This is a genomic window from Bradyrhizobium sp. Kon37, from assembly GCF_055807535.1.
The window spans coordinates 34236-56897 of record NZ_JBVVOY010000011.1 but is presented as its reverse complement, the minus strand read 5'-3'; the positions used below and the strand labels follow the sequence as shown (position 1 = coordinate 56897).

General features: G+C 63.5%; 23 protein-coding genes. 14 read left to right on the top strand and 9 right to left on the bottom strand.

Annotated elements, in window-relative coordinates; genetic code table 11:
- Positions 1-110 precede the first annotated feature (110 nt).
- The 4 genes from AC0L3J_RS21015 to AC0L3J_RS21000 all read right to left on the bottom strand — a co-directional run bounded on the left by AC0L3J_RS21015 (position 111) and on the right by AC0L3J_RS21000 (position 3974).
- Positions 111-1088: a HEAT repeat domain-containing protein gene (locus tag AC0L3J_RS21015; RefSeq protein ID WP_456765085.1), complete on the bottom strand. Its 978-nt coding sequence runs from the start codon at positions 1086-1088 to the stop codon at positions 111-113.
- A gap of 2 nt (positions 1089-1090) precedes the next feature.
- The gene (locus tag AC0L3J_RS21010; protein ID WP_007593252.1) at positions 1091-1324 is read right to left on the bottom strand and encodes a 4Fe-4S dicluster domain-containing protein; all 234 of its coding nucleotides are present in this window, start codon (positions 1322-1324) and stop codon (positions 1091-1093) included.
- 29 nt (positions 1325-1353) lie between these two features.
- Positions 1354-3096, bottom strand: coding sequence for a fumarate reductase/succinate dehydrogenase flavoprotein subunit (locus tag AC0L3J_RS21005; RefSeq protein WP_456765086.1), 1743 nt, complete (start codon positions 3094-3096; stop codon positions 1354-1356).
- 104 nt (positions 3097-3200) lie between these two features.
- A complete protein-coding gene (locus tag AC0L3J_RS21000) occupies positions 3201-3974 on the bottom strand; it encodes a ferredoxin--NADP reductase (protein WP_456765087.1) in 774 nt (257 codons plus the stop codon).
- Positions 3975-4182: 208 nt separating this feature from the next.
- On the opposite strand from AC0L3J_RS21000, the gene AC0L3J_RS20995 reads away from it, so the two are divergent.
- The 5 genes from AC0L3J_RS20995 to AC0L3J_RS20975 all read left to right on the top strand — a co-directional run bounded on the left by AC0L3J_RS20995 (position 4183) and on the right by AC0L3J_RS20975 (position 8741).
- Positions 4183-4479 (top strand): gamma-butyrobetaine hydroxylase-like domain-containing protein, encoded by a 297-nt coding sequence (locus AC0L3J_RS20995; protein ID WP_473348232.1) that lies wholly within the window; start codon positions 4183-4185, stop codon positions 4477-4479.
- Between the two features lie 121 nt (positions 4480-4600).
- Positions 4601-5380, top strand: coding sequence for a Crp/Fnr family transcriptional regulator (locus tag AC0L3J_RS20990; protein WP_456765088.1), 780 nt, complete (start codon positions 4601-4603; stop codon positions 5378-5380).
- A 165-nt stretch (positions 5381-5545) separates the two neighbouring features.
- Complete coding sequence (locus AC0L3J_RS20985) at positions 5546-6967, top strand: ABC transporter substrate-binding protein (protein ID WP_456765089.1); 1422 nt, start codon at positions 5546-5548, stop codon at positions 6965-6967.
- Between the two features lie 35 nt (positions 6968-7002).
- Positions 7003-7872 (top strand): ABC transporter permease, encoded by an 870-nt coding sequence (locus tag AC0L3J_RS20980; RefSeq protein WP_473348231.1) that lies wholly within the window; start codon positions 7003-7005, stop codon positions 7870-7872.
- Positions 7869-8741 carry an ABC transporter ATP-binding protein gene (locus tag AC0L3J_RS20975; protein ID WP_027517023.1) on the top strand — a complete coding sequence of 291 codons (873 nt, stop codon included), beginning with the start codon at positions 7869-7871 and terminating at the stop codon, positions 8739-8741. The genes AC0L3J_RS20980 and AC0L3J_RS20975 overlap by 4 nt, the downstream gene beginning before the upstream one ends.
- An 80-nt stretch (positions 8742-8821) precedes the next feature.
- On the opposite strand, the gene AC0L3J_RS20970 is transcribed toward AC0L3J_RS20975, so the two are convergent.
- Positions 8822-9880, bottom strand: a complete 1059-nt coding sequence (locus tag AC0L3J_RS20970) for a YeiH family protein (RefSeq protein ID WP_456765091.1) — start codon at positions 9878-9880, stop codon at positions 8822-8824.
- 166 nt (positions 9881-10046) lie between these two features.
- Positions 10047-10226, bottom strand: coding sequence for a hypothetical protein (locus tag AC0L3J_RS20965; protein ID WP_231171117.1), 180 nt, complete (start codon positions 10224-10226; stop codon positions 10047-10049).
- A 240-nt stretch (positions 10227-10466) separates the two neighbouring features.
- On the opposite strand from AC0L3J_RS20965, the gene AC0L3J_RS20960 reads away from it, so the two are divergent.
- Positions 10467-11102 carry a 2-hydroxychromene-2-carboxylate isomerase gene (locus AC0L3J_RS20960; RefSeq protein WP_456765092.1) on the top strand — a complete coding sequence of 212 codons (636 nt, stop codon included), beginning with the start codon at positions 10467-10469 and terminating at the stop codon, positions 11100-11102.
- Between the two features lie 9 nt (positions 11103-11111).
- On the opposite strand, the gene ald is transcribed toward AC0L3J_RS20960, so the two are convergent.
- Positions 11112-12227 carry an alanine dehydrogenase gene (gene ald / locus AC0L3J_RS20955; RefSeq protein ID WP_473348230.1) on the bottom strand — a complete coding sequence of 372 codons (1116 nt, stop codon included), beginning with the start codon at positions 12225-12227 and terminating at the stop codon, positions 11112-11114.
- A gap of 134 nt (positions 12228-12361) precedes the next feature.
- On the opposite strand from ald, the gene AC0L3J_RS20950 reads away from it, so the two are divergent.
- From AC0L3J_RS20950 to AC0L3J_RS20925, 6 genes are all read left to right on the top strand, one after another.
- The gene (locus tag AC0L3J_RS20950; protein WP_456765094.1) at positions 12362-12841 is read left to right on the top strand and encodes an Lrp/AsnC family transcriptional regulator; all 480 of its coding nucleotides are present in this window, start codon (positions 12362-12364) and stop codon (positions 12839-12841) included.
- Positions 12842-12990: 149 nt separating this feature from the next.
- Positions 12991-13482 (top strand): (2Fe-2S)-binding protein, encoded by a 492-nt coding sequence (locus AC0L3J_RS20945; protein ID WP_456765095.1) that lies wholly within the window; start codon positions 12991-12993, stop codon positions 13480-13482.
- Positions 13479-14495 (top strand): FAD binding domain-containing protein, encoded by a 1017-nt coding sequence (locus tag AC0L3J_RS20940; RefSeq protein ID WP_456765096.1) that lies wholly within the window; start codon positions 13479-13481, stop codon positions 14493-14495. Before AC0L3J_RS20945 ends, AC0L3J_RS20940 begins: the two co-directional genes overlap by 4 nt.
- Positions 14496-14502: 7 nt before the next feature.
- A complete protein-coding gene (locus tag AC0L3J_RS20935; protein WP_456765097.1) occupies positions 14503-16707 on the top strand; it encodes a xanthine dehydrogenase family protein molybdopterin-binding subunit in 2205 nt (734 codons plus the stop codon).
- A 102-nt stretch (positions 16708-16809) separates the two neighbouring features.
- Positions 16810-19167 carry an Orn/Lys/Arg family decarboxylase gene (locus AC0L3J_RS20930; RefSeq protein WP_456765098.1) on the top strand — a complete coding sequence of 786 codons (2358 nt, stop codon included), beginning with the start codon at positions 16810-16812 and terminating at the stop codon, positions 19165-19167.
- A 6-nt stretch (positions 19168-19173) separates the two neighbouring features.
- A complete protein-coding gene (locus AC0L3J_RS20925; protein WP_456765099.1) occupies positions 19174-19749 on the top strand; it encodes a GNAT family N-acetyltransferase in 576 nt (191 codons plus the stop codon).
- Between the two features lie 4 nt (positions 19750-19753).
- On the opposite strand, the gene AC0L3J_RS20920 is transcribed toward AC0L3J_RS20925, so the two are convergent.
- Both AC0L3J_RS20920 and AC0L3J_RS20915 read right to left on the bottom strand, forming a co-directional pair.
- Positions 19754-19966, bottom strand: a complete 213-nt coding sequence (locus AC0L3J_RS20920) for a hypothetical protein (protein WP_007608382.1) — start codon at positions 19964-19966, stop codon at positions 19754-19756.
- A 156-nt stretch (positions 19967-20122) separates the two neighbouring features.
- The gene (locus tag AC0L3J_RS20915) at positions 20123-21172 is read right to left on the bottom strand and encodes a hydroxyacid dehydrogenase (protein WP_456765100.1); all 1050 of its coding nucleotides are present in this window, start codon (positions 21170-21172) and stop codon (positions 20123-20125) included.
- Between the two features lie 265 nt (positions 21173-21437).
- On the opposite strand from AC0L3J_RS20915, the gene AC0L3J_RS20910 reads away from it, so the two are divergent.
- Positions 21438-22004 (top strand): thiamine pyrophosphate-binding protein, encoded by a 567-nt coding sequence (locus tag AC0L3J_RS20910; RefSeq protein WP_456765101.1) that lies wholly within the window; start codon positions 21438-21440, stop codon positions 22002-22004.
- Between the two features lie 11 nt (positions 22005-22015).
- Positions 22016-22618 carry a thiamine pyrophosphate-dependent enzyme gene (locus AC0L3J_RS20905; RefSeq protein ID WP_456765102.1) on the top strand — a complete coding sequence of 201 codons (603 nt, stop codon included), beginning with the start codon at positions 22016-22018 and terminating at the stop codon, positions 22616-22618.
- The last annotated feature ends 44 nt before the right edge of the window (positions 22619-22662 follow it).

The window sequence follows — 22662 nt, the reverse complement described above, 5'->3', positions numbered from 1 at the left end:
GGCGCATCCTCGCTCTTTTCGGATCGGCCTCGCTGGCGGAGGCCTATCACATTGGCGAAGACCAATAAACGTCTGGGACGGGAAGTCCAGCGCGGCAGCCCGCCGCGCTTCTATGCCCCCGCCCGCGCTTTTCGGGCCGCAATCTGCTGAAGCGCCCAGCGCGCGTTCTTGCGCACCTCGGGATCGGGATCGTCGGCGATGACGGCAAGGAAGGCTTCGCCGTCGTGGTGGGCGATCTCGCCGAGCGCGGCAGCCGCCTCTTTCCGCAAATTAGCTTGGTCGTGGTTGACGCAATTGCCGATCGGGCGAACCGCGCGCTCGATCTTCATCCGGCCAAGGCTGCGGATTGCCTTCAGGCGCACCTGCCAGAACTCGTCACTGAGCGAAGCGATGAGCTGTTCGGCGGCGATCGAACCGTTGACGTTGAGGCCCAGCGTTTCCGCGGCCATCTCCCGCACCATCCAGTCCGAATCCTTCAGAGCGCGCGTGATCATCTCGGCCGCAGGCTTCATCTGCGAGAAGGCGAGCGCGCTGACGGCGGCACGGCGCACATGCGCGTCGGGATCGTTGATCAGCGCGGTCAGCGCCGGAATTGATTCCTCCAGCTTGAGGAACCCGATCACGCCGATCGCCTGCACCCGCACCGCAGCATCGGAATCCTGGAGCGCTTCCAGCGCCGGTTTCAGCGTATCCTTGCAGCGCAGCTCCTTCAGCGCACGCAGCGCGCCCATGCGGACGAAGGCGTGGGCATGCTTGACCAGCGGCAGGATGATCTCGGCGCAGGCGGGATCCTTGAACTCCGCCATGCTGTCGGCCGCGGCGGACGCGACGATTCTCTCAGGATCGACCAGCAGCTTCACCAGCGCGCTCGCGGCCTCCGGCCCGTCGAACTCGCCGAGCGCCATCGCGACCTGCTGGCGGACGCCGGCATCGGGATCGGCGACCATTTTGGCGAGATGGCCAACCGCTGCGGGATCGCCGGAATGGCCGAGCGCGATGATGGCGACGCGGCGCTCCCCTGGATCGGCGGCCTGGAGCCGCTCGTCGGCATCTTCGAGATCGTCGTAGGATTCGAACGGGCTCGACATGACTACCTCAGCAGATAGGGAATGTTGACGGTGACGGCGCCGGTCGGGCAATCCGCCTCGCAGGGCATGCAGTACCAGCATTCGTCATAGGCCATGTAGGCCTTGTTGGTCATATCGCTGATCCGCAGTACGTCCAGCGGGCAGACGTCGACGCAAACGGTGCAGCCCTTGTCCGCGATGCATTTGGCGTCGTCGACGACCACCGGAACCGATGTCTGATAAGAAGCGAGAGGCATCGTATGTCTCCTGTTATTTGTGCGGCGGGTCAGGCGGTCGCGCGGATGCGCTGCTTGTCGTAGAGATCCTTCTCATCGTCAGCGATCGGCACGATATAGGGCTCCACGGCACGCTTCTCGCTGGTCATCTTGCCGTCCTGCTTGCTCAGCAGCGTGTGGCAGAACCAGTTCTCGTTGTCCTTCTCGGGGAAATCCGTCCGCCAGTGATAGAGGCCCCAGCGGCTTTCCTCGCGGTAGAGCGAGGCATGCACTGCCATGTCCGCGCAGTCCATGATCGACTGGACTTCGAGCGCGCGCAGCAGTTCGTGCGCATTGCGCGCGATCATGCGCTCCTGCATGTCTTCCCTCGCTTCGGCGAGCCGGCGCATACCGAGTTCGTATTTGCGCGTGACTTTCGGCGGCTGGAGATAGTCATTGACGAGACGCCGGGTCTTGTACTCGATCTGGTTCGGCGGAATGCCGTCCTCGCGTTTGGTCGGCGCCATGACGCGGTCACGTTCGCTGGCAACCTCGGCCGCGTCGAATTCCGCGAAGTCGTGATTGTCAGCGAATTCCATCGCGTCGATGCCGGCGACCGAACCGTTGGTGAAGGCGCCGAGCATGTAATTGTGTGGCACGCTCGCCATGTCGCCGGCGGCATAAAGGCCCGGCACGGTGGTGCGCGCGTTGTCGTCGACGAACACGCCCGACGCACTGTGACCGGAGCAGAATCCGATCTCGGAGATATGCATCTCGATCGACTCGCTGCGGTAGTCGACCCCGCGCCCCTGCTGGAACAGGCCGCGCGTGGGACGCTCGACCTTGTGCAGCGTGGATTCGATCTCCGAGATGGTGTCGGGATGGAGATGCTTGAGCTGGAGAAACACCGGGCCCTTGCCGGACAGCAGCTCGTTGTAGAACTCCAGCATCATCTGGCCGGACCAGTAGTCGCATTCGATGAAGCGCGATCCCTCGTTGTTGGCGGTGAAGGCGCCGAAGGGACCGGCGACGTAGGCGCAGGCCGGCCCGTTATAGTCCTTGATCAGCGGATTGATCTGATAGCATTCGAGATTCGCCAGTGCCGCACCGGCGTGATAGGCCATGGAATAGCCGTCACCGGAATTGGCCGCGTTCTCGTAGGTGCCGAACATGTAGCCGGAGGTCGGCAGACCAAGACGGCCGGCGGCGCCCATGCACAGGATAACGGCCTTGGCCTTGATCACCAGCATCTCGGCGGTGCGGGTGTTGACGCTGATCGCGCCGGCGATGCGGCCATCGGTGGATTTGAGCAGCCGCGTCGCCATATAGCGGTTGGAGATCAGGATGCGGGCACGCCGGAGCTGGCGATACAGCGCCTTCTTCACGGTCTCGCCGTTCGGCATCGGCAGCACGTAGGTGCCGATGTGGTGCACCTTCTTGACGGCGTAGTCGCCGTTCTCGTTCTTCAGGAAGCGGATGCCGAAACTGTCGAGTTCCTCGATGATCGAGTAGCACTTCTGCGCGTATTTGTAGACCGCCTTCTGATCGACGATGCCGTCATTGGCGATGGTGATTTCCTTGGTGTACTGCTCCGGCGTCGCGTAGCCGGGAATGACGGCATTGTTCAAGCCGTCCATGCCCATTGAGATCGCTCCGGAGCGCTTGACGTTCGCCTTTTCGAGCAGGACGACGTTGGCCTTCGGATTCTTCAGCTTCGCCTTCAACGCCGCCATCGGGCCGGCAGTACCGCCGCCGATAACGAGCACGTCGCAGGAAACCTCCGAAAGTCCGTCGACGATCTGATCTAGTGACATCGCTTGCTCCTGGTCCGCCGGCAGATCCGGCGCCTTTGCATCAGATTTGTTCAGCAGGCGTCCCGGCGATAGCAATTAGTTGTCGCCGGGGTGCGATTTGCGCCTCAGCGCTCGACAAAGGCCTTTTCGATCACGAAATGGCCGGGCCGGCTGTGATTGCCCTCGACAAAGCCACGTGCGGACAACATCGCGGGAAGTTCCTCCAGCATCGCCGGGCTGCCGCACAGCATGATGCGGTCGGTCTCGATATCGAGGCCTGACAGACCGATGTCGTCGAACAGCTGGTTCGACGCGATCAGGTCGGAGATGCGGCCGCGATTCCTGAACGGCTCGCGGGTGACGGTCGGGTAGTAGACGAGCTTGTCACGAATCAGCGGCCCGAAGAACTCGTGATTGCGCAGCCCTTCGACGAGGTGCTCGCCATAGGAGAGCTCGGAGACCTGGCGGCAACCATGGGCGAGCACGATGGTCTCGTAATTCTCGTAGACGTCGGGGTCCTTGATCAGGCTGGCGAACGGCGCGAGCCCCGTTCCGGTCGAGAGCAGCAGCAGGCGCTTGCCGGGAATGAGATTGCCGGTGATCAGCGTGCCGGTGGCCTTGCGGCCAACCAGGATGACGTCACCCTCCCTGATCTTCTGAAGGCGTGAGGTCAGCGGACCGTCCTGCACCTTGATCGAGAAGAACTCGAGCGCCTCCTCGTGATTGGCGCTCGCCATGCTGTAGGCCCGCAGCAACGGTTTGCCCTCGACTTCCAGCCCGATCATCGCGAACTGGCCGTTCTGGAAGCGGAAGCCCGGATCGCGCGTCGCGGTGAAGCTGAACAGGCTATCGGTCCAGTGCCTGACCGACAGGACCGTTTCCTTCTGAAATGCGCTCATTGTCTCTCCTGACCTCGATTGCGCACAAGGTTTCGGAGAGACTGGAATCCGGCAACGCCGAACTGAAATTCCCGGTCGATTAGTTTCACATTTCGTGGGCGATGATCGAACAGCAGGCAGCGAAGATCAGCGTCGCGCACCTGCGCCTGGCAATTAGTTGCTAGCGCGGCAGCGCTGCGGCAACGTAGAGAAGGGTCGGAGACACGTCATGACCTTGGTGGCACCGACCGTGGCAGATTACGAAGCAAGCGCCGACCTCGCGACGCTCCGCGTCCGCACCGCTGAGGACGACACGCTGGACTTGCCGGCGGAGACGCTCCGCCTCTCCTGCAAATGCGCCCACTGCACCCGCGCCCGCTTCGAAGGCCGCTTCCCCGAGCGGTTTCCAGGCATCGCGATCACCGAGATCGGCGATCTCGGTTACGGGCTGAACATCTCTTTTTCGGATGGGCACAATCGGGGGATTTACCCGAAGCCGTATTTGTTGAGCCTGGCGGGGCGGTAGACGCGACAGGTCGTCGTCCAAACTCCGCTGTCATCGCCCGGTCAAGCCGGGCGATGACAGCGGAGTGAATCTGGCACGGACATTGCTCCTCTTTAGAACGGTTTGAACGTTCTGGAGGCAGATGATGTTGCAGGCGGCGGCCAATGTGGTTCGCGGGACGGTTCCCGCCACGATCCGGCCTGCCGGCGGTTCCTCGCTGCTGCTCACCGAGAACCAGCAATGGATCGGCGGACCGCCGGCGTTGATGGACAAGCTCAGCCAGCGCGAGCGGGAGCTGGTGCTGAAGCAGGGCCGCCGAAAAGTCCTCAACCGTGGCCAGACGCTGTTCAGCCAGGGTGGCAAGCATGACGGTATCTGGCTGATCGAGAGCGGCCGTATCCGGGTGTTCTACACCTCTCCGCTCGGCCGCGAGATCACGCTGGCCTATTGGCATGTCGGCAATTTCGTCGGCGGCCCCGAAGTGTTCGAAGGTACCGTGCATCAATGGTCCGGCGTTGCATCCAGCAATTGCAGCGTGGTGCATCTGCCCGGAAAGGAGCTGCGATCCCTTGCGGTCGAGATCCCGAACCTCGCGATCGGCCTGATCGAAGGCCTGACCTTCAAGGGGAAGTGCTATTCGGCGCTGGCCCAGATGCTGGGAACGCGCTCGATCACACAGCGCCTTGCGCATCTGTTGCTGCATCTCGTCGATCTCTACGGCGTCGAGGACGCCGACGGCCGTGTGATCGCCGCAGCTTTCACCCATGCGGATATCGCCCACATGGTCGGCGCCACCAGGCAATGGGTCACGATCAGCCTGAAGCGCATGCAGGAGAAGGGAATCGTGCTGACCAAGCGTTCGCAGATCGTGGTCTGCCGGCCCGACGTGCTGGAAGAGATGCGAGGGCAAGGGTCTGACTAGGGCCGGTGCCCATGCAAGCGGCTTTATAGTGCAGGACTGCCCAAGGAGTATGCAATCGACTTTTCCCGGCAACTAATCGACTGTGGCGCTCATTCCGGATTTGCCCTGCCCACGCCCTCACCCAATCATGGCAACCACAGCACATCCAACCGAATGAGGATGAGAATGGTCCGCCATCTTCCCACGCTCTCGATCGCGATGTCGGTGACGTCGCTGGCGCTTCTCCTCGCGCAGCCGGCCGCGGCGGAAACCGTTACGCTCGGCATTGGAACGCAGGACACCACGACCAACACGGTGACCGCCGGCGTCGTCATCCGCCAGCTCCATCTCCTCGAGAAATATCTGCCGAAGGACGGCAAATACGCCAACATCAAATTCGAGCTGGAGTGGCAGAACTTCACCTCCGGTCCGCCAGTCACCAACGCGATGATGGCCAACAAGCTGCAGATCGGCATGATGGGCGACTATCCGCTGATCGTGAACGGCTTCACTTTCGACAGCAATCCGGAGAGCAAGAGCCGGCTGATCGGCATCGCCGCCTACAGCCTGTCGGGCTCCGGCAACGGCATCGTCGTTCACAAGGATTCGCCCTACTACGATCTCGCCGATCTCAAGGGCAAGCTCGTCAGCGTGCCGTTCGGCTCTGCTGCGCACGGCATGGTGTTGAAGGCGATGCAGGACCGCGGTTATGCATCGGATTTCTTCCAGCTGGTCAGCCAGAGCCCGGAGGTCGGCTCGACCAATCTCCAGGAGAAGAAGATCGACGCGCATGCCGACTTCGTTCCGTTCGCCGAGTTGCTGCCGTTCCGCGGTTTTGCGCGAAAGATCTTTGACGGCGTCGAGACCAATCTGCCGACCTTCCACGGCATCGTCGTGCGCACCGATTTCGCCGAGAAATACCCCGAAGTTGTTGTTGCCTACTTCAAGGCGCTGATCGCCGCCAATCAATGGCTGCGCGATGATCCCAAGCTCGCCGCCGAGAAGATCCAGGAATGGACCGGCATCAACAAGGAGGTCGTCTACATCTTCCTCGGCCCCAGCGGCAACATGACCACCGATCCCTCGGTCAAGCCGGCTCTGATCGACGCCGCTACCGCCGACGTCAAGGTTCTGCAGAACCTCGGCCGCATGAAGGAGTTCGACCCGAAGAAATGGGTCGACGACAGCTACATCCGCAAAGCCTATGCCGAGATGAAGCTCGACTATGACGGGCAGCTTGCGAGCACCAAGAACTACGAGATCTCCGGCGACGATTCCTTCTGCAAGAAACCGATCGCAGATCCGCGCAAGGCCGGCGAGGTCTGGGTCGACGATTCCGGCATCATGCCCTTCTCGTCAGCCAGCTGCACGCTCGGTGCCTATGCCGACTACAAGGCCAAGGGCAAGAAGATCAACGTCGCCTACGTCTTCGATACCACCCGCGGCATCAAGCTGTTCGCCGACCAGGCCTTCTTCGCGGTCGGCAATGGCGAGGTTGCGCCGTTCCTGTTGAAGAAGGATGCCGAAGCCTATGCCATCAAGATCAGCGGCAAGGTGCTCGGCTTCGACGACGCGGTAAAGGCGGCGGTCAGCGGGGGCAAGACGTGAGCAGTCCCGCCCTCCTCAGACATCCCGAGGACAGCATGCCGGCAAGTGCAATCGTGGAGGCAAGCGCCATGCCCGCCTCCACGCCACCCGCCTCCCCACCCTCCTTCGGCACGCTCGCACTGCGCTGGTACCGGCTCAACCGGGGCGGGCTGCGCGCAACCGCGATCGGCATCATCTCACTGCTCGCCTTTCTGCTGGTCTGGCATCTGCTGACGACCTATCGCGTCGTGTTCTTCGTGCGCTTCACCAACGTGCCCTCGCCGCTCGCGGTCTATGCGAGCTTCACCAAGGCGATCCACGATCCGAAATTCCTGCTGCACGTACTCTTGAGCTGCCGGCGCATCTTCTTCGGCTTCTCGCTCGCGGCAATCGTCGCCGTGCCGCTCGGCCTGATCATGGGCCGCTTCAAGCTTGTCCACGAGATCATCTTCCCCGTGGCGGAGGTGCTGCGGCCGATCCCGGCGATCGCCTGGGTGCCGATGGCGATCATGCTGTGGCCGACCAACGAGCAGAGCATCGTCTACATCACGTTCCTCGGCTCGTTCTTCCCGATCTTGGTCAATACGCTGCACGGCATGTCCCTGGTCGATCCCGTGCTGGTGCGCGCCGCGCAATGTCTCGGCGCGCGGGAGCGCTCGATCTTCCGCGATGTGTATTTTCCGGCCTCGCTCCCGCACATCTTCACCGGCCTCACCGTCGGCATGGGCGTGGCCTGGGTGTCGCTGATCGCCGCCGAGATGATCTCGGGGCAGTACGGCATCGGCTATTTCACCTGGGAGGCCTATTCGCTGGTCCAGTATGCCGACATCGCGCTCGGCATGATCGCGATCGGCGTGCTCGGCCTCGGATCGAGCATGCTGATCCGGGGGGCTGGACAATTGGTGATGCCGTGGAGGCTGAAATGAGCGAGATCGTTGTCAAGGCACCGCAGGGCCATATCGAGGTCAAGAACTTCTCCCTCAGCTACGACAGCATCGAGGGGCCGGTCGAAGCCGTCACCGATACGCAGATTCATGTAAAGCCTGGCGAGTTCGTCTCGATCGTCGGTCCCTCCGGGTGCGGAAAGTCGACGCTGCTCAACGCGGTCGCCGGCTTCCTCAAGCCGACGACGGGCATCGTCACCGTCGACGGCGAGAAGGTGAACGGCCCCAGCGCGGAGCGCGGCATGGTGTTTCAGCAATATTCGCTGTTTCCCTGGAAGACCGTGCGGGAGAACGTCGAGTTCGGCCTGAAGATGCGCGGCATGCCGCGCTCGCAGCGCGAGCGCGCCGCCCGCACCCTGCTGGGACTCGCGGGCCTCGAAGCCTTCGAAAAGCATTACCCCGAGAAACTCTCGGGTGGCATGAAGCAGCGCGTCGGCATCGTCCGCGCGCTCGCGACGGGACCCAAAGTGTTGCTGCTGGACGAACCCTTTGGCGCGCTCGATGCGCAGACCCGGGTCATCATGCAGCAGATACTTACCAACATGTGGCAGCGGCTGAAGATATCGGTGCTGTTCGTCACCCACGACATCGACGAGGCGATCTTCCTATCCGACCGCGTCTACTGCATGACCGCACGGCCCGGCTCGATCAAGGCGGAGATTCCGATCCCGCTGGAGCGGCCGCGGCAGCAGTCGATGATGATGTCATCGGAGTTTTTGGCGTTGCGCCGCGGACTGATGTCGCTGATCCGCGAGGAGAGCATCAAGGCGATGGGCGGCGAGCTCAACGACATGGGCATGCAGGGGCTGAACATCGAGCTGCACGGGCATTCACTCGCCGATGTGATTTAGCGATTTCTCGACGCTTACCCTCTTACTTCCCTTCTCCCCTTGCGGGAGAAGGAAGCGGAGTGTGCGGCACCTTGCTTCCCTCACTTGAACCAGTGCACCAGTGCGATGCTGATGCCGAGCAGGAGCAGCAGCGACAACGTTACGGCCGCCGTCACCCGCCCCCCGACATTGGCAAGCACCTTCACATCGACACCCAGGCCAAGCGCGGCCATCGACACCACCGTGAGAAAACCCGTGATCCGCGTGATCGGCGCAACCACCGTGGACGGCACGATCTCGAGCGAGCGCAGGGTCGCCAGCGCAAGGAAGCCGAGGATGAACCACGGGACCAGGCGGAAAAAGCCGACATTGGTCTTCTTGGCCTCGTTGTGCCAGCGCGAAGCCGTCAGCGAGAGGCCGACGACGACCGGCCCGAGCATCAGGACGCGCATCAGCTTGACGAGCGTGCCGATCTGCGTCGAGACGAGCCCCGCCGGCACAGTCGCCGCAAGCACCTGCGGCACGGCATAGACGGTGAGGCCTGCGAGGATGCCGTATTGCGTGGCCGATAGCTGCAGCAGCGGGATCAGCAGCGGCAGGCCGAGCACCATCATCACGCCGAGGATGGCGGTGAAGGAGATCGAGGATGCGATCTCGTCATTGTTGGCGCCGATGATCGGCGCCACCGCCGCAATCGCCGAGTTGCCGCAGATCGAGTTGCCGCAGGCGATCAGGATCGAGAGCCGCGTCGAGAGACCAAGCAGGCGGCTGATGCCGAAGGAAACGCAGAGCGCGACCACGACGACGGCCGCGATCGATGCCAACAGCGCGACGCCGGACGCCGCGATAGCAGCAAAGCTGATCGAGGCCCCCAGCAGCATGACGGCGACTTCGAGCAGCTGCTTGGCGCTGAAGGCGATGCCGGACTGCCAGCGCGGCGCGGGCTTCCAGAAGCTGCGCACGGCCATGCCGAGCAAGATCGCCATCACCAGCGCCTCGACGTAGGGATGCTCGAAGACGCCCAATTCCGCCCGTTCGAGCAGGGCCGAAACACCGGCCACGGCGATGCAGAGGAGGATCCCGGGAATCAGCGCGACGATGCGGCCAGTGGCCGTGGTCGGCTTGGCGTCGGCCGGGCTGGATGCTTGATTCTGCGACACAAATCTCTCCCCAAGGAGAAGGATTTATACGCAGCGCCATCCGATTGGGAAATAAGTTTTCGACATATCAGGGCCGAGGGAAGTTCTATCCTTCGCCCGAATAATCCGGCTCGGAAGGCCAGGCGCCCTTTAGAAGGTCAGGCGCGCCTTAGAAGATCAGGCGCCCTTAGAAGATAAGGCTCTTGGCCAGCGAGGCGACGCGGCTGAAGCCGTCATAGACGCCGGGCTCGAAAAAGGCCGCACGCGCGAGCACGATGCCAGCGACCAGCGACCAGAACAGGCCAGTGCCGACCCGCAGCAGCAGCTTTGACCCGCGCGAGCGCGGCTGGGTGTCCGTTGCGGACACCAATTGCTCGCCGAAAGGCTCAAACCTGGTGCGTTCCATAGCAGTCAATCCATCAATTTCTGATGGAAATGTCGTCGTTTCGGCCCCAAACAGCAATGGAAGCGATTGGCTTTTTTAACTCCCGGAGGGGAAACTCCTTCCGCCGGACGGACCCGGGGCAATAGTTTTCTTCTTCCGGCCTATTTTAGCACCGGCGCCACGGCGAGCAGGTAGCGCCGCGGGTATGAAAGGAATCTGCCAATGCCAAACCCCCGCGTGCGCGTCTACACCGACTACAAGAGCCCCTACGCGTTCGTGGCCAACAAGCGCCTATTCGAACTGCAGGAGACGCACGGCGTCGAGCTCGAATGGCTGCCCTATACGCTGCGCGTTGCCGAATTCATGGGGACCGTGGAAGAGCGCACGCCTCATTTCTGGCGCAAGGTGCGCTACGCCTATATGGACGCTCGGCGCTATGCCAATGCGCAGGGGCTCGTCATGAAAGGGCCCCGGCGGATCTACGACGCGTTCTATTCCAGCGTCGGCATGCTGTTCGCCCAACAGCACGGCTTCTTCCGGCCTTATCACGACACGGTGTTTCGTCGGTTCTGGAGCCATGAGCTCGAGATCGACGATCTCGCCGCAGTCACCGACGTCATCACGTCCTGCGGTGGCTCAGCCAGTGAGTTCGAAGCTTACGTCCACGGCCCTGCCCGCGCCGAACACGACCGCATCATCGACGAGGCCGAAGCGCTCGGCGTGTTCGGCGTGCCGACCATGGTATTCAACGACGAGCTGTTCTGGGGCGGCGACCGCATCGACACGTTGATCGAACGCATCGAGAAGCCTGAGACGATCGAGGCCGCGCTCGGCAGCCGTCATCGCAAGCCGGTATGAGCAGCAACGCTACTCCGCCAGCCCGCTCCCCACCGGAGCAAACTCCAGCCCGAGGCTCTCCGCTACCGCCATGTTGGTGATGCGGCCGCGATGCACATTCAGTCCGTTGCGGAGATGTGGATTTTCCAGCACCGCAGCAAAACCCTTGTTCGCGAGCATCAAGCCGAACGGCAACGTCGCGTTGTTCAGCGCCTGGCTCGACGTCACCGGCACCGCGCCGGGCATATTAGCCACGCAATAATGCACGATGCCGTCGACCAGATAGGTCGGATCGGCATGCGTGGTCGGGTGCGAGGTCTCGAAGCAGCCGCCCTGATCGATCGCGACGTCGACCAGCACCGCGCCCGGTCGCATCGATGTCAGCATCGCACGGGTGACGAGCTTGGGCGCGCTTGCGCCCGGCACCAGCACCGCACCGATCACGACGTCGGCAGCGAACACCTCCTCCTCAACTGATTCGATGGTGGAGAAGCGGGTGCGTACACGCCCGGCGAAGAGATCATCGAGCTCCCGCAACCGAGGAATAGAGCGGTCGATCACGGTGACTTCGGCGCCAAGGCCCGCGGCCATGCGCGCGGCTTGCGTTCCCACTACGCCGCCGCCGAGCACGACGACCCGCGCCGGCTGCACACCAGGAACGCCGCCCAGCAGCAGCCCGCGGCCGCCGGCCGAACGCTTAAGCGCGGCGCCGGCAGCCTCGATGGCGAGGCGGCCGGCGACTTCGCTCATCGGCGCGAGCAGGGGGAGGTGACCGGCCGCGTCGGTGACGGTTTCATAGGCGATCGCAGTACAGCCGGAGGCGAGCAAACCCCTGGCCTGTTCGGGATCCGGCGCGAGATGGAGATAAGTGAACAGGATCTGGCTTTCGCGGAGCTGCGCCCACTCGCTTTTCTGCGGCTCCTTCACCTTCACGATCATGTCGGAGTTCGCGAATATGTCGCGCGCGCCGTCGGCAATGGCGGCCCCTGCCCGCCTATAGACTTCGTCGGACGCGCCGATGCCGCCGCCCGCACCGGTCTCGACCGTCACCTCGTGCCCCGCGGCGACATATTCGCGGACCGCACCCGGGGTGAGCCCGACGCGATATTCCTGCACTTTGATTTCCTTGGGCACACCGACGCGCATCCCTGGCCTCCTTTTGATTCACCTCATGATCGTAGCGACCTGCCCGGTTTGGTTTCGTGCAAATATCCGCTAGCTTTGGCCTCCCTGCGCCGGTTTCCGGCGCCCAAACGCCCTTTCACGCTGGAAACGAAACTTTGGCCCTGGACCGGAAAGATCTCGCCATCCTCGCGGAACTCACGACCAATGCGCGGGCCAGCCACACCGAGCTCGCCAACAAGGTTGGGCTATCAAGCACCGCGCTCGCGCGGCGCCAGAAGGCGCTCGAGGACGACGGCTACATCCAGGGCTATCAAGCCGCGCTCGACCTCGCCCAATTCGGCCTCACCACCACGGTGCTGGTCCGCATCGCGCTGGAGAGCCAAAGCGACGAGGCGTTGAAGGCGTTCGAGGCGGAAGTGGTGAAATGCCCGTCCGTCGTGCGCTGCTTCCTGATGTCGGGGACCGACGACTACATCCTGATCGTGCTCGCCCGCGACATCCAGGATTTCGAGCGCATCCACCGCATGGAGCTGTCGCGCCTGCCGCGCGTGGCGCGGGTACAATCGAGCTTCGCGCTGCGCGAGGTCGTCAACCGCGCGGTGCCGAATGTGGTGTTCGGCGAAGCAAAACGCTGACCGCGACCTCTCGGAAAGGCGAACTGCCGGCAAGGGAATCAAAAGGAACCAACCGGTCGGTGGTCCGTTGGGCGCTATTGGCCGGCGGAGGCGTGCCCCGCGTCAACACGGCTGACGTCCGGCACGGTCGCCGTCGCAGGGAGCAGGACATGGGCGATGTCACGCATCAGATTTCCGAACGCATTCCGATCCATCTTGTCGTCAACGGCGTCAGTCACACGCTCGATCTCGTGCCATGGACCACGCTGCTCGACGCCTTGCGGGACCATCTCGCGCTGAGCGGCACCAAGAAGGGGTGCGATCATGGTCAGTGCGGCGCCTGCACGGTGCTGGTGGATGGCCGGCGCGTCAATTCGTGCCTCACGCTCGCCGTCATGAAGGACGGCGCGGAGATCACGACCATCGAAGGCCTTGGCAAGGACGGCGCGCTGCATCCCGTGCAACAGGCTTTCATCGACCATGACGCCTTCCAGTGCGGCTATTGCACGCCGGGACAGATATGTTCGGCAGCCGGACTGCTCGTCGAAGGCCGTGCCCGGGAGGCCGACGAGATCCGGGAGCTCATGAGCGGAAATCTCTGCCGCTGCGGCGCCTATCCGAACATCGTCGCCGCCATCCAGCAGGCAATGGGCCAGCCATGAACAATTTCCAGTATGCCCGAGCCACTGATGTCGCCGACGCGATCCGCCTGCTCGCCGCCGATCCCGGCGCCAAGCTGATCGCCGGGGGCACCAATCTGATCGACCTGATGAAAGAGAATGTCGAACGCCCCTCCCGGCTGATCGACATTTCTCGCCTGCCGCTGCGCAAGGTCGAGGAGACGACCGACGGGTCCTTGCGCATCGGCGCCCTGGTGCCGAACTCGGACCTCGCCTACCATCCATTGATCGAGCAGCGCTACCCCCTGCTCGCCAGCGCCATTCTGGCCGGCGCCTCGGCGCAATTGCGCAACATGGCCTCCGTTGGCGGCAATCTGATGCAACGAACGCGTTGCGCCTATTTCTATGACACGGCTACGCCTTGCAACAAGCGGCATCCCGGCAGCGGCTGCTCGGCGATGGACGGGCTGAACCGCAATCATGCGATCCTGGGCACGAGCGCCGTCTGCATCGCGACCAATCCATCCGATATGAGCGTGGCGCTGGCCGCGCTGGATGCGCTCGTGCACATCGCGGGTCCCTCCGGCGAACGCACCATCGCGCTGACCGATTTCCACCGGCTGCCCGGCGACAAGCCTCATGTCGATACCAACCTCGGCACCGGCGAGATCATCACGGCGATCGAGCTGCCGCCGCGGGGCTTTGCCCAGAACTACAGCTATCTCAAAGTTCGCGACCGCATGTCCTATGCCTTTGCTCTGGTCTCGGTTGCGGCCGCGCTCGAATTGGAAGGCAACGCGATCAGCGGGGCGCGCGTGGCGCTCGGCGGCGTGGCTCACAAGCCATGGCGCAGCCTCGAGGCCGAAGCGGGCCTGCGCGGCCAGGCCGCGACGCCCGATCACTTCTCGCATGCCGCGGATCTCTTGCTCCAGGGAGCAACGGCCCGCTCACATAACGGCTTCAAGATCGAGCTCGCACGCCGCGCCATCGTGCGGACGCTGACACAGGCGGCGAACGCCACGCCGCAATCCCAGGCCCACAAGAAGATCGCGTGAGGACCCTATGAACGCTTATGTGGGAACGCCGACGTCGCGTGTCGACGGCCGGGCCAAGGTCACCGGGGCCGCTAAATACGCCGGCGAATTTCCGGCCGACAGGCTCCTCCATGGCTTCGTTGTCGAGGCCACCATTCCATGCGGGCGCATTGTCCGCCTCGACACCGGCGCGGCACAGCAGGTCGAGGGCGTGCTCGAGGTGCTCACGCATGCGAACCGTCCGCCGCTGGCCGACAAGGACGAGGCGTGGAAGGACGAGGTTGCGCCCGAGGAAGGCTCGCCTTTCCGTCCGCTTTATGATGACAAGATCAAGTTCAACGGCCAGCCGATCGCACTGGTCGTCGCGGAGGACTGGGAAACCGCGAAATTTGCAGCGACGCTCGTGCGGGTCGAATATGAGCAGCATGGTTTTGCGACCGACCTCGAAGGCGAGCGCAGCAACGCGGCCGAAAAAGACAAGCCGCACAAGCCGCGGGGCGACGCCGTAGCCGCCCTTGCGGAAGCTGATGTGCGCCACGAGGCGGACTACGTGATACCGACCGAGCATCACAACCCGATGGAGCTCTACGCGACCACGGCGGTCTGGGACAGCAATGGCAAGCTCACGATCTACGACAAGACCCAAGGCGTCCAGAACGTCCACAAGTTTCTATGCGGCGTGTTCGACAAGAAGCCGGATGACATTCGCGTGGTCTCGCCATACGTCGGCGGCGCCTTCGGCTCCGGCTTGCGGCCGCAATATCAGGTGGTGCTGGCAACGCTCGGCGCGCTCGCGCTGAAGCGAAACGTTCGCGTCGTGCTGACGCGCCAGCAGATGTACGGGCTCGGCTACCGGCCGATGACCATCGAGCGCGTCGGGCTCGGCGCAAAATCGGACGGTACGCTCGACGCGGTCACGCACGAGGCCATTGCCGTCACCTCGCGCTACGAGGATTTTGCCCGCAACGATACCGGCTGGGCCGAACAGCTCTACAAGAGCCCGAACAGCCGCTTCTCCCACAAGCTGGTTCACCTTGACGTCTCCACGCCCTGCGACATGCGCGCACCGGGCGCGGCGTCGGGCGTCTGCGCGCTCGAATGTGCCATGGACGAGCTTGCCGTTGCTCTCAAGCTCGATCCGGTCGAACTGCGGCTGAAGTGCTACTCGGACCGCGATCAGAGCGAAAACCTCCCTTACACCAGCAAGCAATTGCGCGAATGCTACGCGCGCGGCGCGGACGCCTTCGGCTGGAGCGGCCGCAATCCTGCGCCGCGCTCGATGCGCGACGGCAAGGATCTGGTCGGCTGGGGCATGGCGACAGGCGTGTGGGAAGCACTGCAGATGCCGGTTGCCGTCCGTATCGTGCTGACGTCGAACGGACATGCCGAGGTGTCATGTGCCGCATCCGACATCGGCACCGGCACCTACACCATTGTGGCGCAGGTCGCGGCCGACGCACTCGGCCTGCCGATCGAGAACATCAGCGTCCGGCTCGCAGATTCCACCCTGCCGCAGGCGCCTGTCGAGGGCGGCTCCTGGATGGCTGCCTCGAGCGCACATGCGGTGCTCGCAGCCGCCGAGGAGGTGCGCAAGGAGGTGTTAGGTCTGGCCGGGAAAATCCCTGGCTCGCCGCTCGCCGGCACCGCGTTGGCCGATACGGTCCTGATCGACGGCAGCATTGCCAGCGCCAGCGACAACAGCCGCGCAGTCTCGATCGCCGACGCGATGCGCCATGGCGGCGTCGAACGTATCGAGAAGGAGAAGCTCAACCAGTTCGATGAGGACAAGAAGCACGCGCGCAATACCCATTCGGCCGTCTTTGCCGAGGTCAAGGTGGACGAGGAGCTAAACGTCATTCGCGTGACGCGGGTCGTGAGCGCCGTCGCGGCCGGACGGATTCTCAACACCAAGACCGGCCGCAGCCAGATCATGGGCGGCGTGGTCTGGGGGATCGGGATGGCCCTGCACGAGGAGACGGTGATGGATCACCGCTTCGGACGGATCATGAACGCGAACATCGCCGAGTACCACATCCCGGTGAATGCAGATGTTCGCGACATCGACGTGATCTTCGTCGACGAGCCGGACGCGCACATCAACGCGCTCGGCATCAAGGGCATTGGCGAAATCGGCATTGTCGGCGTCCCCGCGGCGATCGCAAACGCCGTCTATCACGCCACCGGCAAGCGCATCCGCCGCTTCCCCATCACATTGGACAAGCTTCTCGACTGAGACGCCGGTCATCCGACCGGCCCGCTCGGGATCGCGCCCGCTGTCATCCAGCTGTCATCAAATGTGTCGAGACCTGTCGGTCTCGCACATTCGGGATGGACAATGGATTATTTCAAGCGCTTCAACTTCCTGTTTGCCGCACCTGTGTTCGACGCCGACGACCTCGAAGGCGTGCGCTTCAACCAGATCATCGAGGAGATCCAGCGTTCCGGCTTCGAGGTCGTTCGCGCCCGCAAGCTGGAGGACGCGGAGATGGCGGTGCAGACCGATGCCGCGATCGGCTGCATGGTGGTGGATTGGGGCAAGAAGGGCCTGGAGGGCAAGACCTCGGCGCTGATCAACTTGATGCGGCGGCGCGGCCTCGATTTCCCGATCATCCTCCTGATCCGGCGCAAGCGGTTCGAGGATCTCCCGGTCGAGGTGCTCGACTTCATCGACGGTTATGTCTTCCTGTCCGAGGAGACACCGACCTTCATCGCCAAGAACCTGATCAGCCGTCTGAAGCAATATGCAGAGACGCTGAAGACGCCGTTCTTCGGCGCGCTGGTCGACTATGCCGAGGAGGGCAACCAGCTATGGACCTGTCCGGGCCACAATGGCGGCGTGTTCTACAACCGCAGCCCGATCGGACGGGTCTTCGTCGAACATCTCGGCGAGTCCGTATTTCGCGACGATCTCGACAATTCCGTGCTCGACCTCGGTGACCTCCTCACCCATGAAGGACCGGCGTTGAAGGCACAGAAGGAAGCCGCCCAGATCTTTGGCGCCGAAAAGACCTATTTCGTGCTCAACGGGACCTCGACCTCGAACAAGGTTGCGCTCGGCGCCCTCGTCACCGACGGCGATCTCGTACTGTTCGACCGCAACAACCACAAGGCTGCCCATCACGGCGCGCTGATGATCAATGGCGGCGTCCCGGTCTACGTGCCGACCATCCGCAATGCCTGGGGCCTGATCGGCCCGATGCGCTGGGATATGCTCGACGAAAAAGCCTTGCGCGAGGCAATCCGCAATCATCCCCTGGTCACGGACAAGGACGCCTGGCGCAAGGAGCGGCCGTTCCGCGTCGCCGTGGTCGAGCAGTGCACCTATGACGGCACCATCCACAGCGCCGAGATGATCTTGAAGCGCATCGGCCATCTCTGCGAGTATATCCTGTTCGACGAGGCCTGGGCAGGCTTCATGAAGTTCCACCCGCTCTATGCAGGCCGCTTCGCCATGGGGCTGGCGAACCTTCCCCCCGAGGCACCCGGGATCATCGCGACGCAGTCGACCCACAAGCAGCTCGCGAGCTTCTCGCAGGCATCCCAAATCCACATCAAGGATCGTCACATCCGCGGCCAGAAGCGACGCGTCGAGCACCGCCGCTTCAATGAAAGTTTCATGCAGCACGCTTCCACGTCGCCATTCTACCCGCTGTTCGCCTCGCTCGACGTCGGCGCGCAGATGATGAAGGGCCGCTCCGGCGAAGTGCTGTGGGACGACACCATCCGGCTCGGCGTCGAGCTGCGCAAGAAGATCCGCGCGATGCGCAGGGAGTTCGAGGAGAAGGAGCAGAATCCGGACAGGCGCTGGTTCTTCGAACCCTTCGTCCCCGATCGCGTCGCCATTCCCGATGTCAGCCACGCCGGCGCTTCGCACAACGTCGCCTGGGAAACACTCTCCACCGACGAGCTCGCCACCAATCCTGCGCTGTGGCAGCTCTCCCCCGACAGCGCCTGGCATGGCTTCCCTGGCCTCAGCGAGGGCTTCGCCATGACCGATCCGAACAAGCTGACGCTGCTCACGCCCGGCTTCGATCGCATCACCGGCGGCTATGTCGATCACGGCATCCCCGCCCCGGTCGTCGCGCAATATCTGCGCGAGAACCGCATCGTCCCCGAGAAGAACGACCTCAACTCCTTGCTCTTCCTGCTTACCCCGGGCGTCGAGGCAAGCAAGGCGGGCACGCTGATCTCTGGTCTCGTCGCCTTCAAGAGGCTGCACGACGACAATGCGCTGCTTGCGGACGTTATCCCGGAGTTCTCCCAGCGGCGGCAGGCGCGCTATGCCGGCGTGCGGCTGCGCGACCTCTGCGGCGAGATGCACCGCTTCTTTCGCGCCGCCGACGTCAGCGCGCTTCAGGCGCGACAGTTCATGCCCGAGCATATGCCTGACATCGTGATGTCGCCCCGCGATGCCGCGCGCTACCTGTTCCGCAACGATGTCGACTATCTGCCGATCGAGGCGATCACGGGCCGTATCGCCACCACACCCTTCGTGGTCTATCCCCCCGGCATCGCCACCATCGTGCCCGGCGAGCGGCTGACGGAACGGGCCAAGCCCATGCTGGATTATCTCAAGATGTTCGAGACCTGCTTCAACACGTTCCCGGGCTTCGACGTGGAAATCCAGGGCGTCTACAAGGAGATCGATGCGCAGGGGCGCATCGGGCTCTATACTTACGTCGTTACCGAGTAGGTGCCGATGAACGAAACTGCGATTGCGCGCCCGGATGACGGGCCGGTCCTGGTACGGCCCTCACGCGAGAGCGATGTCGAGGCGATGCTGGCGATCTACCGCCATCACGTCCGCAACGGCGTGCCGCGCGACGTCGAGGGAACCGGTGCGCCCGAGCCGGACGATCTGCGCGACCGGCGCAAGAACCTGAAGCAGACCCGCCTGCCGCATCTGGTCGCGGCCTACCGCGGCGAAGTCGTGGGCTATGCCTACGCCGTGCTGTTCCGCAAGCGTCCAGCCTATCGCTACACCGCCAAGCATTCGATCTACGTCCACCACGAGCATCTTGGCCGCGGGGTCGGACGGCTGTTGCTCCAGGAATTGATCGATGCTTGTGCAGCCGCCGGCTTCCGCCAGATGATTGGCTATATCGATGCCGACAATGCGCCCTCGCTGGCGTTGCACGAGAAGTTCGGTTTCGCGCGCGCCGGCCTTCTGTGTGGTGTCGCCTATCGCCACGGTCACTGGTCCGACACCGTCATGGTACAGCGCTCGCTCGGCGCTGGCGTCACTGCGCCACCTGTCACGGCGCCCCGGCGCTAGGCGCTCACGACGGAAAGTCAGCCGGTCTGACCTGGATGCGGTCGGCATGCAACGACCAGTGGTGCAACGCCTGGTCCTCGCAAAACCTTGCCTTCGCCCGCTCTCTGGCTTCGTCCTCGTCGGAAGCGTCGATCTCGAGCGTGCCCTGGCACACCTCGATCTGCCGGCCGTACTGGCCGAGCACGTCCTTCATGAACCTGACCACATAAGTTGACATGGGACCTCCTGCCTGCCCCGGCGGCGCTCACTCTAATCCCATTTAGGCGGAATCCGGGAGGGAGATTTTGACGCGGATCAAAGTCGGGCGCGGTTCCCGTCCGCCGATCATTAGGCAGCAGGAGCGCCGCCCACGGAAGGACAAAGCGACTGCCGACTACGCCGGCGTCACACCAAACGCCTGCTTGAAACGCTCGGCATAGCGTGGCCAGACCTCCGGATTGATGATGCGCGGCGGGCGCTTGCCGTCCAGCGTATCCAGCACCTGCTCGGCCGCGATGCGGCCCATGTTCTGCCGCGCCTCGATCGTGACGCCGGCGGTATGCGGGCTCGCCAGCACATTGTCGAGCTGGAGCAGCGGATGCTCCGGCGGCGGCGGCTCCTTGGACCAGACGTCGAGACCGGCACCCGCAATGCGCTTGTCACGCAAGGCCTGGAGCAGCGCATCTTCATCGTGAATGAATCCGCGCGCCGTGGTGATAAAGTACGCATGCGGCTGCATCAATCCAAACTCGCGCACGCTGATCATGTTGCGGCTGCCCTTGTCGAGCGGACAGGAGATCGAGACGAAATCGGCGCGGCGCAAGAGCTCGTCGAGCTCGACCTTCTCGCCGCCCCGCTCGGCCATCACCTCGGCCGTCAGGTAAGGATCGTAGGCCAGCACCTTCATGCCGAACAGGCCCTTGCACAGCGCGGCGATGCGGCGACCGACATTGCCGAGGCCGATGATGCCGACGGTCTTGTGCTCGATCTCGTTGCCGACGAGTTCGTTGCGGTTGACGTTGGACTCCCTGCGGAGCTTGCGATCGGACTGGATGATGCGCTTGGACAGCGTCAGCATCATCGCCAGCGCATGCTCGGCGACGGAATGGGCGTTGCCGCCGGACTGGTTGACGACCAGCACGCCGGCATCGGTGCAGGCCTCAACGTCGACAGGATCGAATCCCGCGCCGTTGCTGGAGACCAGCAGCAGGTTCGGCGCGCGCTTCAGGAAGGCAGCATCGACATGGAAGTGCGGGGCCAGTTCGTCACGGGCGGCGCCGATCTGGTAGACATGAGCCGCTTCGATGATCGGCGCGAAATATTCCGCGGGGCTCTCGTTCTCGATGCGATCGAGCCGGACGTCGGGCCGCGCCTTCAGGATGTCGATGTAGATCGGGTTGGCCAGATATTTGACGTAGAAGACGCGCTTGCTGTTGACGGACATCAGGACCCTTCCGGCTCTCTCCAGGAGATCCGCAGGGCCAGCGCTTCGCGCGCTCCTGTCATGCGTTCCTCCGTTCTCTTGTTTTGCCGCTTATGACACGGCGGCACCGGCCGCGGCAGGTCGTCTGGCGCAGATCACGGTGCAGCCCGGACATGTTGACAATCCCGCTGCCTGCGTCAAGTTCGGCAGACCGCCGCGACGGCCAAGACGATGGCCACGACAAAGGCAAAACATCAAGAAGCTGCGCGGCCGAAGGGAGAACGCAATGGCGATTGCGGAGCAACAAGCCTCGTCCGAGGCGGCGCAGACCTCCAGTGACAACAGCTGGCACGGCATCGTCCTGCAAACCCTGAAGCGGAACGAGATCAGCCTCGTCCCTTACGTGCCCGACCGCGTGCTGACGCCGCTGATCAAGAACCTGCACGCCGATCCCTTCTTCACCACCTTTGCCACCGCCCGCGAGGAGGAGGCCGTCGGCATCATCTCGGGCGCCTGGATGGGCGGACGGCGGGGCGCGGTGCTGATGCAGACCTCGGGCTTTGCGACGCTCGCCAACGTGCTGGCCTCGCTCGCGGTGCCCTACCAGATTCCACTGATCATGTTCGTGTCCGAGCGCGGCACGCTCGGCGAATTCAACTACGGCCAGTCACTGGTCTGCCGCACCATGCGTCCGGTGCTGGATTCGCTGGCGCTGGAGCATCACACCATCACTCGGCTCGACGAGCTCGAATTCATTGCCGACCGTTCGATCAAGCAGGCCGTCACGACGCAGGCCCCGGTGGCCCTGATCCTCAACCCGCTGCTCACGGGCGGCAAGGTGTTCGACAAGTGAGGCCGGCGCATATGAATACAGACGCGCGCAACACCAAAGTGATGAACCGCTTCGACGTCACCTCGCGCCTGATCGCGAAACTCGAGCACGAGGAAGCCGTGATCGGTGGCATCGGCAATACCAATTTCGACCTCTGGGCCGCCGGCCACCGTCCGCAGAATTTCTACATGCTCGGCAGCATGGGGCTCGCCTTCCCGATCGCGCTGGGCGTGGCGCTGGCGCAGCCGGACCGGCGCGTCTTCGCGCTCGAAGGCGACGGCTCGCTGCTGATGCAGCTCGGCGCGCTCTCGACGATCGCGGCGTTGAAGCCGAAGAACCTCACCATGATCGTAATGGACAACGGCATCTATCAGATCACCGGCGCGCAGCCGACACCGGCCGCGAACGTGGCTGACATCGTTGCCATCGCGACCGGCTCCGGGCTTGCCAACAGCGCCTGGGCCGCGGACGAGGAGGATTTCGAGCGTCTGATTGAGAAAGCCATGTCCGCTGGCGAGCCGAGCCTGATCGCCGTTCGTATCGATGACAAGCCGGGCGCCGGCGCCACCCGACGCGATCCCGTACAAATCCGGGAACGCTTCATGCACGGCCTTGGCGTGCGCGAGCCACTTTAACGTTTCGTCATTAACTACACGGCGATCTGATCCTGGCGGCTCGG

Coding starts and splice junctions, on each gene's coding strand:
- AC0L3J_RS21015 (WP_456765085.1), bottom strand. CDS start 1,088: ATGTCGAGCCCGTTCGAATCCTACGACGATCTCGAAGATGCCGACGAG.
- AC0L3J_RS21010 (WP_007593252.1), bottom strand. CDS start 1,324: ATGCCTCTCGCTTCTTATCAGACATCGGTTCCGGTGGTCGTCGACGAC.
- AC0L3J_RS21005 (WP_456765086.1), bottom strand. CDS start 3,096: ATGTCACTAGATCAGATCGTCGACGGACTTTCGGAGGTTTCCTGCGAC.
- AC0L3J_RS21000 (WP_456765087.1), bottom strand. CDS start 3,974: ATGAGCGCATTTCAGAAGGAAACGGTCCTGTCGGTCAGGCACTGGACC.
- AC0L3J_RS20995 (WP_473348232.1), top strand. CDS start 4,183: ATGACCTTGGTGGCACCGACCGTGGCAGATTACGAAGCAAGCGCCGAC.
- AC0L3J_RS20990 (WP_456765088.1), top strand. CDS start 4,601: ATGATGTTGCAGGCGGCGGCCAATGTGGTTCGCGGGACGGTTCCCGCC.
- AC0L3J_RS20985 (WP_456765089.1), top strand. CDS start 5,546: ATGGTCCGCCATCTTCCCACGCTCTCGATCGCGATGTCGGTGACGTCG.
- AC0L3J_RS20980 (WP_473348231.1), top strand. CDS start 7,003: ATGCCGGCAAGTGCAATCGTGGAGGCAAGCGCCATGCCCGCCTCCACG.
- AC0L3J_RS20975 (WP_027517023.1), top strand. CDS start 7,869: ATGAGCGAGATCGTTGTCAAGGCACCGCAGGGCCATATCGAGGTCAAG.
- AC0L3J_RS20960 (WP_456765092.1), top strand. CDS start 10,467: ATGCCAAACCCCCGCGTGCGCGTCTACACCGACTACAAGAGCCCCTAC.
- ald (WP_473348230.1), bottom strand. CDS start 12,227: ATGCGCGTCGGTGTGCCCAAGGAAATCAAAGTGCAGGAATATCGCGTC.
- AC0L3J_RS20945 (WP_456765095.1), top strand. CDS start 12,991: ATGGGCGATGTCACGCATCAGATTTCCGAACGCATTCCGATCCATCTT.
- AC0L3J_RS20940 (WP_456765096.1), top strand. CDS start 13,479: ATGAACAATTTCCAGTATGCCCGAGCCACTGATGTCGCCGACGCGATC.
- AC0L3J_RS20935 (WP_456765097.1), top strand. CDS start 14,503: ATGAACGCTTATGTGGGAACGCCGACGTCGCGTGTCGACGGCCGGGCC.
- AC0L3J_RS20930 (WP_456765098.1), top strand. CDS start 16,810: ATGGATTATTTCAAGCGCTTCAACTTCCTGTTTGCCGCACCTGTGTTC.
- AC0L3J_RS20925 (WP_456765099.1), top strand. CDS start 19,174: ATGAACGAAACTGCGATTGCGCGCCCGGATGACGGGCCGGTCCTGGTA.
- AC0L3J_RS20920 (WP_007608382.1), bottom strand. CDS start 19,966: ATGTCAACTTATGTGGTCAGGTTCATGAAGGACGTGCTCGGCCAGTAC.
- AC0L3J_RS20915 (WP_456765100.1), bottom strand. CDS start 21,172: ATGTCCGTCAACAGCAAGCGCGTCTTCTACGTCAAATATCTGGCCAAC.
- AC0L3J_RS20910 (WP_456765101.1), top strand. CDS start 21,438: ATGGCGATTGCGGAGCAACAAGCCTCGTCCGAGGCGGCGCAGACCTCC.
- AC0L3J_RS20905 (WP_456765102.1), top strand. CDS start 22,016: ATGAATACAGACGCGCGCAACACCAAAGTGATGAACCGCTTCGACGTC.